This window comes from Mesoflavibacter profundi (assembly GCF_014764305.1).
In the GTDB taxonomy this organism is placed as follows: domain Bacteria; phylum Bacteroidota; class Bacteroidia; order Flavobacteriales; family Flavobacteriaceae; genus Mesoflavibacter; species Mesoflavibacter profundi.
In genome coordinates, this window is sequence record NZ_CP061703.1 from 955,251 (window position 1) to 970,057 (window position 14,807).

At 29.5% G+C, this 14,807-nt stretch carries 11 protein-coding genes; 4 read left to right on the forward strand and 7 right to left on the reverse strand.

The genetic code is table 11. From position 1 onward, the window contains the following. Positions 1 to 108: 108 nt before the first annotated feature. A complete protein-coding gene (locus IFB02_RS04485; RefSeq protein ID WP_106686709.1) occupies positions 109 to 3,552 on the forward strand; it encodes a hypothetical protein in 3,444 nt (1,147 codons plus the stop codon). Between the two features lie 72 nt (positions 3,553 to 3,624). Here IFB02_RS04485 and IFB02_RS04490 read toward each other — a convergent pair whose 3' ends face one another. The 3 genes from IFB02_RS04490 to IFB02_RS04500 form a co-directional block, all read right to left on the reverse strand. Next, on the reverse strand, positions 3,625 to 5,169 hold the full coding sequence (locus IFB02_RS04490) for a glycine--tRNA ligase (RefSeq protein WP_106686710.1): 1,545 nt from the start codon (positions 5,167 to 5,169) through the stop codon (positions 3,625 to 3,627). A 105-nt stretch (positions 5,170 to 5,274) separates the two neighbouring features. Beyond that, positions 5,275 to 6,180 (reverse strand): hypothetical protein, encoded by a 906-nt coding sequence (locus IFB02_RS04495; RefSeq protein ID WP_106686711.1) that lies wholly within the window; start codon positions 6,178 to 6,180, stop codon positions 5,275 to 5,277. An 89-nt stretch (positions 6,181 to 6,269) separates the two neighbouring features. Further along, positions 6,270 to 7,097: a hypothetical protein gene (locus tag IFB02_RS04500; protein ID WP_106686712.1), complete on the reverse strand. Its 828-nt coding sequence runs from the start codon at positions 7,095 to 7,097 to the stop codon at positions 6,270 to 6,272. A gap of 167 nt (positions 7,098 to 7,264) precedes the next feature. Here IFB02_RS04500 and IFB02_RS04505 point away from each other — a divergent pair, with 167 nt between their 5' ends. Together IFB02_RS04505 and IFB02_RS04510 are read left to right on the forward strand one after the other, a co-directional pair. Beyond that, positions 7,265 to 7,945: a ComF family protein gene (locus tag IFB02_RS04505; protein ID WP_106686713.1), complete on the forward strand. Its 681-nt coding sequence runs from the start codon at positions 7,265 to 7,267 to the stop codon at positions 7,943 to 7,945. Between the two features lie 57 nt (positions 7,946 to 8,002). Then, positions 8,003 to 9,610, forward strand: coding sequence for an Ig-like domain-containing protein (locus IFB02_RS04510; RefSeq protein WP_106686714.1), 1,608 nt, complete (start codon positions 8,003 to 8,005; stop codon positions 9,608 to 9,610). Here IFB02_RS04510 and IFB02_RS04515 read toward each other — a convergent pair. Further along, entirely contained in the window at positions 9,597 to 10,385 is a 789-nt protein-coding gene (locus tag IFB02_RS04515; protein ID WP_106686715.1) for a nitrilase family protein, read from the reverse strand. The genes IFB02_RS04510 and IFB02_RS04515 overlap by 14 nt on opposite strands. Further along, on the reverse strand, positions 10,385 to 10,903 hold the full coding sequence (locus tag IFB02_RS04520; protein ID WP_146131257.1) for a hypothetical protein: 519 nt from the start codon (positions 10,901 to 10,903) through the stop codon (positions 10,385 to 10,387). The genes IFB02_RS04515 and IFB02_RS04520 overlap by 1 nt, the downstream gene beginning before the upstream one ends. Before the next feature lie 99 nt (positions 10,904 to 11,002). On the opposite strand from IFB02_RS04520, the gene IFB02_RS04525 reads away from it, so the two are divergent. After that, entirely contained in the window at positions 11,003 to 13,093 is a 2,091-nt protein-coding gene (locus tag IFB02_RS04525) for a S46 family peptidase (protein ID WP_106686717.1), read from the forward strand. Between the two features lie 47 nt (positions 13,094 to 13,140). Here the strand turns inward: IFB02_RS04525 and IFB02_RS04530 are convergent, their stop codons facing one another. Both IFB02_RS04530 and IFB02_RS04535 read right to left on the reverse strand, forming a co-directional pair. Further along, entirely contained in the window at positions 13,141 to 13,824 is a 684-nt protein-coding gene (locus IFB02_RS04530) for a LytR/AlgR family response regulator transcription factor (RefSeq protein WP_106686718.1), read from the reverse strand. Then, positions 13,821 to 14,792, reverse strand: a complete 972-nt coding sequence (locus IFB02_RS04535) for a sensor histidine kinase (protein WP_106686719.1) — start codon at positions 14,790 to 14,792, stop codon at positions 13,821 to 13,823. The genes IFB02_RS04530 and IFB02_RS04535 overlap by 4 nt, the downstream gene beginning before the upstream one ends. Between the last annotated feature and the right edge of the window lie 15 nt (positions 14,793 to 14,807).

The window sequence follows — 14,807 nt, forward strand, 5'->3', positions numbered from 1 at the left end:
AATTTCTGCTAAAATAAATAATGCTTTACTTTTACAAGATGAAATACGGCATTTTTAAACAAAACATATTAACAAAATAAACCGTAAATTATACTGTTATTGTTTTAGATGAAATTTATACTTTGCTTTTTATTTAGTTTATCCTTTTTGTTTTGCTACAGTCAAAATCAAAACGACTTATTGGTTACTAGAACCTATAAAACAAAAGACACTATAACTATAGACAGCGTAAGTATTAATGCTAATTTTTTTGAATTAAAAACTAAAAATAATCAAACTATAGATTCTACATATTACAGAGTAAATTTTGCTACCTCAACGCTACAGTTTTTAAAACCTATTGAAGAAGATTCTGTAATAATAAGCTACCAAAAATACCCGGATTTTATTACCAAAACCTACAAGCAGTTTGACACTAATATTATTGTAGAAAATAGCGAAGGTGCTAATAAATTAATCCAACTTTCTAAGCCAAACATCACTAACACTTTTACGCCTTTTGATGGGTTAACAACTACTGGAAGTATTAGTCGTGGCGTAACTATTGGAAACAACCAAAACTCGGTTTTAAATAGCGAATTGGATCTACAAATTATTGGAAAATTAAATGACAAAGTGTCTTTAAGAGCTAGTATACAAGATGCTAATATTCCGTTACAAGAAAGCGGTTATTCACAGCGTTTAGACGAGTTTGACCAAGTGTTTTTAGAGCTTTTTAGTGACCAATGGTCTATTCGTGCTGGAGATATAGACTTACAAAATGACAATTCTTATTTTGCTAATTTTTCTAAGCGCGTACAAGGATTACAAGTTAAGGCTAATTTAGGAAGCGACTCTAATCCAACCAACGTTTTTGCATCTGGCGCATTAGTACGTGGGCAATTTACCAACTATCAATTTACAGCACAAGAAGGTAATCAAGGCCCTTATAAATTACAAGGTCCAAGTGGCGAATTATTTGTACTTATTGTTTCTGGAAGTGAAACTGTTTACGTTAATGGAATTGCTTTAAAAAGAGGCGAAAACGAAGATTATATTATAGATTACAATGCTGGTGAGATTATCTTTAATCCTACTTTTCCTGTCACTTCAGAAATGCGAATTAGTATTGATTTTCAATATTCTGAACGAAATTATTCAAGAATTGTAGCTTTTGCAGGCGGAAATCACTCTGGCGAAAAACTTACAATTGGCGCTTCTGTCTATTCTGAAAATGATGCTAAAAACAATCCTTTACAACAAAATTTATCTGAAGATCAAGTTACCATTTTATCTCAAGCTGGAGATGACCCATTGCTAATGGTTGCTCCATCTGAAGTTGAAGAAACCTATAACGAAAACAGAATTTTATACAGAAAAGAATTAGTAAATGGTAATCCAATTTATATTTTCTCTAATAATCCTAACGATACACTTTATAATGTAACCTTTACTTTAGTTGGCGAGAATAATGGCGACTATATTTTATCAACATCTAATACCATTACAAATATATACGAATATATTGCGCCAATTAACGGAATTAAACAAGGTAACTATGCACCAGTTGTTCAATTAGATGCACCTACTTTATTACAAATTGCTGTGGTAAATGCTAATTACAACCCAAATAAAAACACTAGTATAAATTTTGAACTTGCAGCAAGTAAAAATGATCTAAATTTATTCTCTACCATAGACGATAATAACAATAATGGATTTGCTAACAAATTAAACGTTACGCAAAACATTATAAAAAATGATAGTCTTTGGTCTGTAAAAACAATTGCAGATTTAGACTACATACAACAGGATTTTAAAACCATACAAAGACTATATCAACCAGAATTTAATCGCGACTGGAATTTAAGTCAAAACACTACACAACTACAAAATAGCAACTTAGGCAATCAAGCATTATTATCTACTGGTTTTGAGGTTTTTCATCCTAAAAAAGGGTTTACCAATTACACATTTCAGCATTTAAATTATAGTGGTACTTTTAATGGTAACAAACACAATTTATCTACCAACTTAAAATTAAAAAAACTGCGATTTGTATCGCAAACTAGCTACTTAAAATCTAATGGTTTAGAAAATTCGTCTAAATTTATAAGAACATATAACAAAGCACTTTATAGCTTAAAAAAACAATGGATTGGCGCAGGATTTTCTTCTGAAGAAAATAAAGAACGTGTTAAACAAACCCAAGCATTTACAGATCTTACACAGCGGTTTTCTGCCTATCAAGTATTTACAGGAGTTGGTGATAGCACAAATATTTTTGCAGAAGTAGGTTATAAATTTAGAGTTAATGATAGTGTTCAAAACCAAAAATTAACAAGAGTAAACACTTCTAACACATATTATTTAAATTCTAGATTAATTAAAACCCAAAATACAGATGTGTCTTTGTATGTTAATTATCGTACTCTAGATTTTGAAGACGAAACAATTAATAAAGAAAACTCTTTAAATTCCAGATTGTTATTTAATAAAAAAATAGCAAAAAATGGGATAATTTGGAATACTGCTTTCGAGACTAATTCTGGTGCGTTACCACAACAAGATTTTACTTACGTTCAAGTAGAATCTGGTCAAGGCGCATACACATGGATAGATTATAACAATAATAATATTCAAGAATTAGAAGAATTTGAAATCGCGCAATTTACAGATCAAGGCGATTATATTAGAGTGTTATTACCTAATCAAATTTATATTAAAACTCATCAAAATAGGCTAAGTCAAAATGTAACTTTAAATCCAATACAATGGATAAATTCTACATCCAAAATAAGGCAAGTTATTTCAAAATTTTACAATCAAACCAGTTATCTAATCGATAGAAAAATAAAAAGAAACGGAAACAATTTTGATCTTAATCCATTTAAAAAAGACGAAACCAATCAACTTGGTTTAAATCAAAACTTTAGAAACATCTTATTTTTTAATAGAGGTAAGCAACATTTTACAACATCGTACACCTATCTTAACACAAAATCTAAAAACACATTAAGTTTTGGTTTTATAGAAAACAAATTAAATAGTCACCAAATAAATTTTAATCATAAAATTGCCAATAGTTGGTTAGTAACATTAACCTCTACTTTAGAAAATCAATTTAGCGAAAGTGAAAATTTTACAAGTAAAAATTTTGATGTAGACGCAACAATTTTAAACCCTAAATTATCCTATTTACTTAACGATAACGTTCAGTTTGATGTGTTTTATCAATTAACTAATAAAGACAACACTATTAATAATGAAGAGTCTTTAAAACAGCAAAAATACGGACTATCCTTTGCGTTTTCTCCTAAAAACAATGCGCAATCTGGTGCTATTTCGGCTGAGTTTAATGTATTTAAAAACGACTTTACTGGAAACGCCAATAGTCCTGTAGCTTATCAATTACTTGAAGGTTTACAACCAGGAAAAAACTTTACATGGACACTTTTAGCGCAAAAAAAACTTACCAAGTTTTTAGATTTAAATCTTAATTACTTTGGTAGAAAAACCGAAACTTCTAATACAATTCACACAGGAAGCGTACAGTTAAAAGCTTATTTTTAACATCATAAAAAACGCCCAAAACATAAAGTTTTGGGCGTTTTTTATTTATAAATTTCTGCTTTTACAGGAATTTTACATCTTCATTAACCATTCTTTTACATCAACTTCTTTTTTAATGATGTCGCGTAATTCTTCAACTTTAACACGTTTTTGTTCCATAGTATCTCTATGACGTATCGTTACTGTATTATTCTCTAGACTTTCGCCATCTACTGTGATACAAAATGGCGTACCTGCTGCGTCTTGACGACGGTAACGTCTGCCAACTGCATCTTTCTCGTCATAAGTAACGTTAAAGTCCCATTTTAAATCGTCTACAATATCTTTTGCCATTTTAGTTAAACCTTCGTCTTTTTTAACTAATGGTAAAATTGCTGCTTTTGTTGGCGCTAAAACTGCTGGTAATTTTAAAACGGTTCTTTCGCTTCCGTCTTCTAAAGTTTCATCTTGTAAACTGTTAGAAAACACTGCTAAAAACATACGATCTAAACCTATTGATGTTTCTAAAACATAAGGCGTATAACTTGTATTATCTTCGTTATCAAAATACTGAAGTTTTTTACCAGAATACTCTTCGTGTTGTTTTAAATCGAAATCTGTACGACTGTGAATGCCTTCTAATTCTTTAAATCCGAATGGGAACTTAAACTCGATATCTGTAGCAGCATCTGCGTAATGTGCTAATTTTTCGTGATCATGGAAACGGTAATTATCTTCGCCTAAACCTAGCGATTTATGCCATTTAAGACGTGTTTCTTTCCAGTAATCAAACCATTCTTTTTGAGTTCCTGGTTTGATAAAGTATTGCATTTCCATTTGTTCAAACTCGCGCATTCTAAAGATAAATTGTCTTGCAACAATTTCGTTTCTAAAAGCTTTTCCTGTTTGAGCAATACCGAAAGGAATTTTCATACGTCCTGTTTTTTGCACATTAAGGAAATTTACAAAAATACCTTGTGCTGTTTCTGGACGTAGGTATAAATCCATTGCGCTGTCTGCACTTGCACCTAATTTGGTACCAAACATTAAGTTAAATTGCTTAACGTCTGTCCAGTTTTTACTTCCGCTTAATGGACAAGCAATTTCTAATTCTTCAATTAAGGCTTTTACGTCTGCTAAATCTTCATTTTCTAAAGATTTACCAAGACGTTTTAGGATGGTATCAATTTTTTCTTGATAGCCTAAAACACGACCGTTTGTGCTTAAAAATTCTTCTTTATTAAAAGCTTCGCCAAAACGTTTTTCGGCTTTTTTAACTTCTTTATCAATTTTAGCTTCGATTTTTAAGCAATAATCTTCAACTAAAACATCTGCTCGGTAACGCTTTTTTGAGTCTTTGTTATCTATTAACGGATCGTTAAAAGCATCTACGTGTCCAGACGCTTTCCAAGTGGTTGGATGCATAAAAATTGCAGCATCTAATCCTACAATATTATCGTGCATTTGCACCATTGCGCGCCACCAATAGTCGCGTATGTTTTTCTTTAATTCTACACCGTTTTGTGCGTAGTCGTAAACTGCGCTTAGTCCATCGTAAATTTCGCTACTTTGGAACACGTAACCATACTCTTTTGCATGAGAGATTACTTTTTTAAATTGATCGTCGTTGTTTGCCATAGTGTAGCAAAGATAATCGATTACAAAAAGTTTGCAATATTTTTTATCGCTGTTTTTAAGCTAATTTATAGAAGTTAAATTACAAGCTTAATTTTGTATTGCGTATTATTTTAAAGTGATAGATGTTGTAGCTACTCTATTTTGATTATTAAACACATTTACAAAATAAACACCGTTTTTAATAGGCTCTTCTTTTGTAGTTTCGATAAATGTACTGACGTTTAAATCTTCTTTTTGATAATTTACCTTTATTTTTTTTGTGTAGATTAAAGATTTATTGTCAAATACTGTGTTACCTTGATCGGACACTACATTGTTATCTGGATTAAGTATTTGGATGTAAAATTCTTTTTCGCCTTCTTCTACTAACATATTTTTTGGGACAATAAATTGTACTACAAATTTATTGGCTCTGCTAGCTCTTTCTGTAGTTATAACTTTAGATTTTGTCACTCTTTTTACTGCACTTGCTTCTAGCATTGTTGCTTGTAATTGGCTAGCTTTTTCTACTTTTTTAGATAAAGCATTTTGGTTACTTGACAGGTATCTATTATTTTGTTTTAAGTTTTTAACTTCTGAGTTTGCTTGATCTAGCTCTTCTTCAGTTTTTTCGGCTTCTAAAGTTAATCTTCTATTTTCTTGTTCTAATTGCTCTACTAAATCAAGAAATGTTTTTCGTTCTTCTTTTAAAATTTGAAGTCTAGATTTGTAATACGAAAGTATCTCTGTACTAATAGATAAGGTATTTAAAGAGTCTAAAGTTTTTTGTACTTTTTGTCTAGACGCATTTAGTTTTTGTCTTAGTTCTATGTTTTTAACCTCTAAAGTATCAAAACGCGAAATCATCTCTGATAACTCATTTTGAATTAACTTTTTTTCTTGTACTAAATACGATTTATAATCTTGTAACGTGCTAAAACTATAAATACTGTAAACACTAAGTATAGATAAAGCTACTATTAACCAAACAATTATTAACCTGTAGTTGTATGTTTTAGGGAAAACTATCATTGCTAATAAATTATATACCTAATTAACAATAAATAGTTTTTAAAAAGAATTAAAATCGTTTAAACGATAAAATAATTGATAAACAATAACTATTTAAGTACTAGGTTTGTATTTGCTATTAATTTGTTTTTATAATATAGATTTACAAAATAATTTCCTTTATAAAAGGTCTTTTCTAGATATGGTTTTATGTTAACCTTAAAGGTATTTTGATCTGTATTTAAAACTTCTATTTTTTCGCTGTATATAATAGATTTTTCATCTATTATTTGTTCTTTTTTTAGACCCATTACATTATTTTTTGGATCTACTATTTGAACATAAAAATTATCTTTTATGTTATGCTTAACTTGATTATTATCTAATGTAAAACTTACATTAATTAATTTTGTTCTTGAAGCTTGACTAGTTAGTTTTAAATCGCCAGTAGTTGTTGTTTTTTTAACTGCAACTGCTTCAAATTTTGAAAGAGATACAAGTGACGTGTTAGTGCTTTTGGTTTGTACTTGTGCTGTTGCAACTTCTTTTTTAGTCTCTTTTACTTTTGAAGTCTTTATGTTGTCAACCTCTATACTAGGTTTTAAACTTGCGTCTACCTTTTCTGCATCGATTTTATTGCTGAAATTTTGCGCTAAAGTATTAGTTATTTTAGCTTCTATTACAGAATTAGAATTAAGATTGTTTTTTAAATATCTATCAGACTTTACAAGTAACTGTAGTTGTTTTTGAAGGTTTGCATTTTGTTGATTTAATTGACTTACCTCCTTTTCTAACAATAAGTTTTCGTTGGTTAGATAACGATTATCTTGACTTAAATTATTTAAGCTAAAATAATTGAAACCAACTAAAATTATTACTAGAATTACTAGCAACACATTAGTTAATTTTAGATTATTTATTTGGGGATTTATAATCATAAAATTTTCTTAAAATGTCTGCAAATCTAATTTTAAATACTGAAAAATTAACATTTATTCGATGAAACGATAATTTTTTGCCTTATGTGTAAAATCGTTCGATGTCAAAGAATTTTTATTAAATTTAATCGATAAAACTTATAAACCATTCAACGTCAATCGATAAAATGCTTACTAATCTTTTAAATATATTTTTTCCTCCTGTATGCAACCATTGTAAAAACACATTAACAGATCATGAATCATTTTTATGTATTTCTTGCAGACATTTATTGCCTGTCACAAATTTTCATTTTAAAAATGATATCACAGTTAAAAATGTACTTTATGGTAGAGCAAACATACAATCTGGAACTGCTTTGTTACGATTTAGTAAACACGGTATTGTTCAACATTTATTACATCAATTAAAATATGGGAAAAATCAAGAGGTTGGTATGTTTTTAGGATCTTGGCTTGGTGAAGAATTAAAATCTATCAAAGATTATTCAACAATAGATGTTGTCATACCTGTTCCTTTACATACTAAAAAACTAAAAAAACGAGGTTATAACCAAGTCGCCAAATTTGGAGAGCAAATTGCAGTTAAACTTGAAGCTAATTATGACGACAATACATTAATTAAAACTAGTGTTAACAAAGCTTCTCAGGCTTCTAAAAAAAGAATTGATCGTTGGTACAACAATAAAGAATTATTTGATATTGTTAATGTTGAGCATCTAGAAAACAAACATATTCTTCTTGTGGATGATGTAATAACTACAGGAAATACAATTGAAGCGTGTTGCTTACAACTACAAAAAGCAAAAAATATCAAAATAAGTATTGCATGTATGGCAATAGCATAAATGATGTTTCGTTAAACCATAAATTAGTTGTTAATTTGTGATACTATTTACGTCTTTATGCAAAAACATTGGTTAAATATTAGTTTTTATTTTTTAATAGCACTTACTATTATTAATTGTGCTAATCGTGGATCTATTGGTGGCGGACCAAAAGATGTAACTCCGCCAGAAATTGTAAAAACCGAACCTGCTAATTACAGCACTAATTTTAATGCAAATGAAATTAGAATTTATTTTAACGAATACATTAAAATAAAAAACCTGCAAAAGCAATTAATTATTTCTCCACCAATGAATAATCAACCTGAAGTAACACCTTTAGGTAGCGCAAGTAAATACATTACTATTAAAATTTATGACACTTTAAAACCCAATACTACATATGCTTTTAATTTTGGAAATAGCATTGTAGATAATAATGAAGAAAACCCATTTACGTATTACAAATACGTGTTTTCTACAGGAGATTACATAGACTCTTTAACCGTAAAAGGTAGTGTAAAAGATGCTTTAACCAGAACTACAGATCCTTTTATATCTGTTAATTTATATGAAGTAGACTCGACATATACAGACTCTATTATCTATAAACAAAAACCTAAATACGTTACAAATACGCTAGATAGTACAACCAATTTTACTATTGAAAATTTAAAAGCAGGAACCTATAGATTAATTGCAGTCTTAGACAATAACTCTAACAATTTGTTTGATCAAAAAACAGACAAAATTGGTTTTTACGAAGATTTTATTACTGTTCCAGATACGTCTGCTAATTACGAATTACAATTATTTAAAGAAGACTTAGATTACAAAGCATTTAAACCTAGATTGGTTGCTGGAGAGAAGATTGCTTTTCCTTATCAAGGTGATTACACAAAAACACAAATTGAGTTATTAAGCAAAGTAACCGATAGTTTTAATTACCGTATTGTAAAAGAGCAAGAAGCAGATACATTAAACTATTATTATTCACCTAAGCTAAATAATGACTCTTTGGTTTTTAAAGTCACAAATACTAAAATTATAGATACATTTTCTGTTAAGCTAAAGGATAATTTAAAAGACTCTTTAAACCTAAAAGGACAACCAATAAACACTATAGCTTTAACTCAAAATTTTAAATTAAAAGCTAACATACCAATTAGTAAAGTAAGTAAAAACAAAATCGCAATAATAGATCAGGACTCTACAAACATAGATTTTACTACATCTGTAGACAGTATTTTAAACCAGCTAGACATTGCTTTTGATAAAAAAGAAAATAGTCAATATAACATAAAAATACTACCAGAAGCAGTTATTGATTATTTTGAAAACACTAACGATACTTTAAATTTTAATTTAAGAACACCAAATCCTGAAAATTTAGGTGATGCTCGTGTGCTATTACAAAATGCTACTTATCCTGTTATTGTACAGTTAGTAAATGAAAAAAGTGAAGTTAAATACGAAAAATACAGTACCAAACCAGAACCTGTAGATTTTTACTATCTAACTCCAGGAAAGTATTACGTTAGAGTAATCTTTGACGAAAATAAAAATGGTAAATACGATACTGGAGATTTTTTAAGAAAAATACAACCAGAACGTGTTAGCTACTCTAAAGACGCGCAAGACATAAGAGTTGGTTGGAGTAATGTTATAGATTTTATTCTAAATTAAATCTATCCCTATCTTCCAAAAACTTTAATTTTTGTCTAAAATTATCAATATGATTTTTGCTTAAAGTAACAATTTCTACAGATTCTGTATTAGGTTGTATTTTTGATATTTTTTCGCCTAAAACATCATAAACTGCACTATGACCAGAATATTCATAATTATTTGCATCTAATCCAACACGATTAACGCCAATACAATAACTCATATTTTCTATTGCTCTAGCTTGCAAAAGCGTATTCCAAGCATGTATGCGTTGTTTTGGCCAATTAGCAACATAAATTAAAACATCAAAAGGATGTGTTGAAGTGTATCTTGACCAAACGGGAAAACGTAAATCATAACAGATTAGCGGTCGTATTGCAAACCCTTTATAATTAATAATTACATGCGAATTTCCGCCTGTGTAAACCTTATCTTCATTTGCTAAAGTAAATAGGTGTTTTTTATCGTAGAATTCTATTTGCTTATTTGGCTTTACAAAAAGCAATCTATTGTAGTAAGCATCAGCTTCTTTTATCACAACGCTTCCCATTATAGCTACTTGTTTTTTTTCGGCTAAATTTTTAAGCCAAGTAACTGTTTCTCCTTCCATAGTTTCGGCAATAGATTTAGGAGACATAGTAAATCCTGTTGTAAACATTTCTGGCAAAACAATAAGATCTACTGGATTAGATATTTGATCTATTAGTTTAGTAAAGTTTATCCTATTTTGTAATGGATGTTCCCAAACTAAAGTTTGCTGGATAATAGCAACATGCAATAAAGTATCTGGCATTATAATTTTTTTAGTTTCTTTTCGGCTTTGTCTACTTTTTCAATCAATTTTTCAAGCTTGTCTTGCCATTTAAGCTCATCGTCTGCATCAATCTTATCCTTTCGTTTTAATTTATTGTATTTATCTTTTGCTTTATCTAATTCTTTAGTTGCTTCTTTTAGTTGCTCTTCTGCTTTTTCCTTTTTTGCTAAAGTCTTTTCTTTTTTCTTTAAAGCAGCATCTGTTTTCTTTTGCGCTTTTTTTATTCTTTTTAATTCTTTTTCTTGTTTTTTTGCTGCTTTTGCATCTTTTTTCGCTTGTTTTAAAGCTTTTTCTTCATTTTTAAGTTGCTCGCGTTTAAGTTTTGCAAGCGACATAATTTTTTCTTTTTGTACTTGATTTAAATCGTTAGTTACATCTATTCCATTTAGCAATACTGTATTTTGTTTTACTTGGTAAACTTGACTATCTACAGTTACCTCTTGAGACATACAAATTGTAACAAAAAACAGAAGAATTATGGTTAATTTTTGATTCATAATAATAGTATTAATTAAAATTAAATATAATCATTTTGACCAGTACTACTAATGCCTTTAACTTATTTTTTATATTTGAAAACTTGTAAATAACAAACTATGAAATTTTTAAAAATTCTAATTCTATTTTTCTCCTTAAATGTTACTGCACAACAAGGCGGAATGTGGATTCCTTCTTTACTTGATGGAATGAACGAAACTGAAATGGCTAACCTTGGTAGTATGCTTACTGCAGACGACATCTACAGCGTTAACAACTCTAGCTTAAAAGATGCAATTGGGCATTTTAATGGCGGATGTACAACAGAAGTTATTTCTCCTAAAGGTTTAATACTTACCAATCATCATTGTGGTTATGGTCAAATACAATCACATTCGTCTTTAGAAAACGATTACATTAAAAACGGATTTTGGGCAATGAATCTAGACGAAGAATTACCTAACGAAGGTCTTTTTGTAGAGTTTATTGTACGTATTGAAGATGTAACCAACGATGTTTTATACGGTATTACAGATGCAATGACAGAAAAAGAAAAACAATCTATAATCGATAAAAATAGTAATGCTGTTTTAAAACTTTACGATAAAGAAGATTGGCAAGACGCAAAAGTAAAAGCTTTTTATAAAGGCAATCAATATTTTTTATTTATCACAGAGCGTTTTGAAGATATAAGATTAGTTGGTGCGCCACCAACAAGTATCGGTAAATTTGGTAGCGATACAGACAATTGGGTTTTTCCTAGACATACAGGAGATTTTTCACTGTTTCGTATTTATGCAGATAAAAATAATAGACCAGCAACTTACAGTAAAGACAATGTACCTTACACACCAAAACACTTTTTACCAATTTCATTAGATGGTATAGAAGAAAATGATTTTACCATGGTATTTGGTTTTCCTGGTCGTACTAACGAGTATCTTCCTGCAGTTGCCATACAACACATTACACAAGATTATAACCCAAGTAATATTGCAATTCGTGAAGCTGCCTTAAAAGTGATTGACGCAAATATGAAAGCTAGCGACGAAGTACGTATTAAATACGCCTCTAAACAAGCTAGAATTGCTAACGCTTGGAAAAAATGGATAGGCGAAAATCTTGGAATAGATAAAAGTAATGCAATTGCACAACGTCGTGCTTTTGAAGCCAAATTTACACAAGCCTTAAAAGACAAAAATCTAGAGAATAAATACGGTCATATTTTACCAAAACTAGAATCACTTTACAAAGATTTTGCATCTATAAATATAAAACGCCGAAACTTTATTGAAGTTTTTATTGTCACAAACGAATTAATGACAATGACTTTTAGAGCTTACCAAATGGAACAAGCCATTAATCAAAATCCAGAGCATTTTGAAAATGCCAAAGCTAAATTTGCAGCGACTTTAAAAGGAATACACAAAAATTATGATGTAAATGTAGATAAAGGTGTTTTTAAAAATGTAATGCCTTTTTATACTAAAAATGTAGATGCGTCTATTTATGATAAAACATCATTTACAGATTTAAATGAATCCTTAAAACTTCTAGAAGGTAAACCTAAAGATGTATTAAAAAAACTAAACAAAGATGCTGCATACAAATTTGCAAAACCAATTATAGATGAGTTTTATAGTAGCATAAATGAGGAATTTAATTCTAAAAATGAGCCTATAGTAGCACTAGAAAAAGAATACATGAAAGCTTTAATGGAAGCGCTTCCAGACGAGCGTTATTTCCCAGATGCAAACAGTACTTTACGTGTAACCTATGGCAAAGTAAAAGGCTACTCGCCAAGAGATGCAGTATATTATTTACCTGTTAGTTATTTAGATGGCGTGATAGAAAAATATGTTCCTGGTGATTATGAATTTGATGTTCCGCAAAAGCTTTTAGATTTACATGAAGCTAAAGATTTTGGTCCATACGCAGACGCTAACGGTAAAGTTCCTGTTTGTTTTTTAGGAACCAATCACACCACTGGAGGAAATTCTGGTAGTCCTGCAATAGATGCTCACGGAAATTTAATCGGACTAAATTTTGACCGCGTTTGGGAAGGTACAATGAGTGACATGAATTACGATCCAGAAATTTGCCGCAACATTATGGTAGATGCTAGATACGTCCTATTTATCATAGATAAATTTGCTGGTGCCAAACACTTAATTGACGAAATGAAATTGGTTCATCCAAAAACAAAGTAATTACAACTTAAAAAAACCTTCCTTTATACTTTATTTAGGAAGGTTTTTTATTTTACGTGTAATCTTTTAAGCAACTCTTGTTTATAAGTACGTCCAATAGGCAATCTATTAGACTCTAAATACAGTTCGTTTCCTGTAATTTTATTTACAAATTTAGAATTGATTATATACGATTTATGGATTTGAATAAAGTAATCTTGAGGTAATTTTTCTGTCCAATTTTTTAGTGCATCCAAAAAAGATAACCGTTGTGTTTTGGTAACTAACGTTATGTAGTTTCTATCAGATTCTAGATATAAAATATCTTCTAGAATTATTTTATGAAGCGTTTTGTCTACATTTAAAAAAATTGAATTTTGTTCAGTTTTATGGTCTACTTCTAATCGTTGTTCTGCTTTATTTACAGCTTTTAAAAAACGATCAAAACCAAAAGGTTTAACCAAATAATCTACAATTGTATCCAGCTCAAAACTATTAACTGCATAATCTGGATAAGCAGTTGTCATTATTATTAATGGCGGATTTTTTACTGTTTTAATAAAATCTAAACCAGAAATGTCCGGTAAATTTATATCTAAAAAAATAATATTAACCGTGTTAGTTTTTAAAAAATGATGTGCTTCTATGGCTGCATTAAAAACACCTTTTAATTTAAGATTAGGCAACTTACTTAAATAGTTTTTTAGCAGGTTTTGCGCAGGAATTTCGTCTTCTATGATAATGCAATTCATGATAAATCTATTTTTAAAACGACTTTAAATTGATCTAAGCTGTCTATTGTAAGCGTATACTTATCTGGATATAATAATTGTAATCTTTTTTTAAGGTTTACTAATCCTATTTTTAAGGAAGATGCATCTGTTTTGTTTGGACTAAAATCATTAATACACGTACATGTTAATTGCTTGTTTTCTTCATTAATTTCAATTGAAATTTGACTATGTAAACTACTATGTTTAAACGTGTTTTCAATAATTGTAATTAGCAATAAAGGTGCAATATTTGTTTCTGCATTTTGCACATACGTTTCATACTTGATTTGCTTTACACCTTCGGTTCTTATCTGTTGAAACTTGATATAATTATCTAAAAACTGAAGCTCTTTTTTTAAACTAACAAAAGGCGCGTTACTATCGTATAAGACATGTTTTAGATTATCAGATAGCATTAAGATAAGTTCTGGTGTTTCAGTAGGTTTTTCAATAGAAAAAGAATAAATCGTATTTAAATTATTAAACAACACATGTGGATTAATTTGCGATTTTAAAAACTTTAGTTCCATTTCGGTATGTTGTCTTATCATATCTTCTTTATGCTGTTGTTCTTCTAAAAAACGATATAACATCCAAATAAACGAGAAGAAAATTAATGGTACCAAGGTTTGCCAAAGGTAATCGCTTAAACATTTCATTATAGAACAACCACATTTTGCAAAAACATTACAATATAATTGGGTTGCAAAAAAGGATATTGTGATAAAAATAAGTCCGTAAAGTATATACCATTTTCGTTTTACAAAAAATGGCAACAGCACAAAGTAATTAACGTAAACGATTATAAATAGGATTGACAAATACTGTAAAAACGGATTTTCTGCCCAATAATATCTAGAAAATATAAATAGAGACACAAAAATAAATAGTGCCCAAAATAGGATATGAACAAGTATTTGCGAGGTATGTTTTTTAAAATCAATCATATTAATGCTGAAAGT

Excerpts from the sequence above, each read along its gene's own strand:
- IFB02_RS04505 (WP_106686713.1), top strand. The coding sequence starts at position 7,265 with ATGCTTACTAATCTTTTAAATATATTTTTTCCTCCTGTATGCAACCAT.
- IFB02_RS04535 (WP_106686719.1), bottom strand. The coding sequence starts at position 14,792 with ATGATTGATTTTAAAAAACATACCTCGCAAATACTTGTTCATATCCTA.
- IFB02_RS04500 (WP_106686712.1), bottom strand. The coding sequence starts at position 7,097 with ATGATTATAAATCCCCAAATAAATAATCTAAAATTAACTAATGTGTTG.
- IFB02_RS04525 (WP_106686717.1), top strand. The coding sequence starts at position 11,003 with ATGAAATTTTTAAAAATTCTAATTCTATTTTTCTCCTTAAATGTTACT.
- IFB02_RS04520 (WP_146131257.1), bottom strand. The coding sequence starts at position 10,903 with ATGAATCAAAAATTAACCATAATTCTTCTGTTTTTTGTTACAATTTGT.
- IFB02_RS04515 (WP_106686715.1), bottom strand. The coding sequence starts at position 10,385 with ATGCCAGATACTTTATTGCATGTTGCTATTATCCAGCAAACTTTAGTT.
- IFB02_RS04485 (WP_106686709.1), top strand. The coding sequence starts at position 109 with ATGAAATTTATACTTTGCTTTTTATTTAGTTTATCCTTTTTGTTTTGC.
- IFB02_RS04495 (WP_106686711.1), bottom strand. The coding sequence starts at position 6,180 with ATGATAGTTTTCCCTAAAACATACAACTACAGGTTAATAATTGTTTGG.
- IFB02_RS04510 (WP_106686714.1), top strand. The coding sequence starts at position 8,003 with ATGCAAAAACATTGGTTAAATATTAGTTTTTATTTTTTAATAGCACTT.
- IFB02_RS04530 (WP_106686718.1), bottom strand. The coding sequence starts at position 13,824 with ATGAATTGCATTATCATAGAAGACGAAATTCCTGCGCAAAACCTGCTA.
- IFB02_RS04490 (WP_106686710.1), bottom strand. The coding sequence starts at position 5,169 with ATGGCAAACAACGACGATCAATTTAAAAAAGTAATCTCTCATGCAAAA.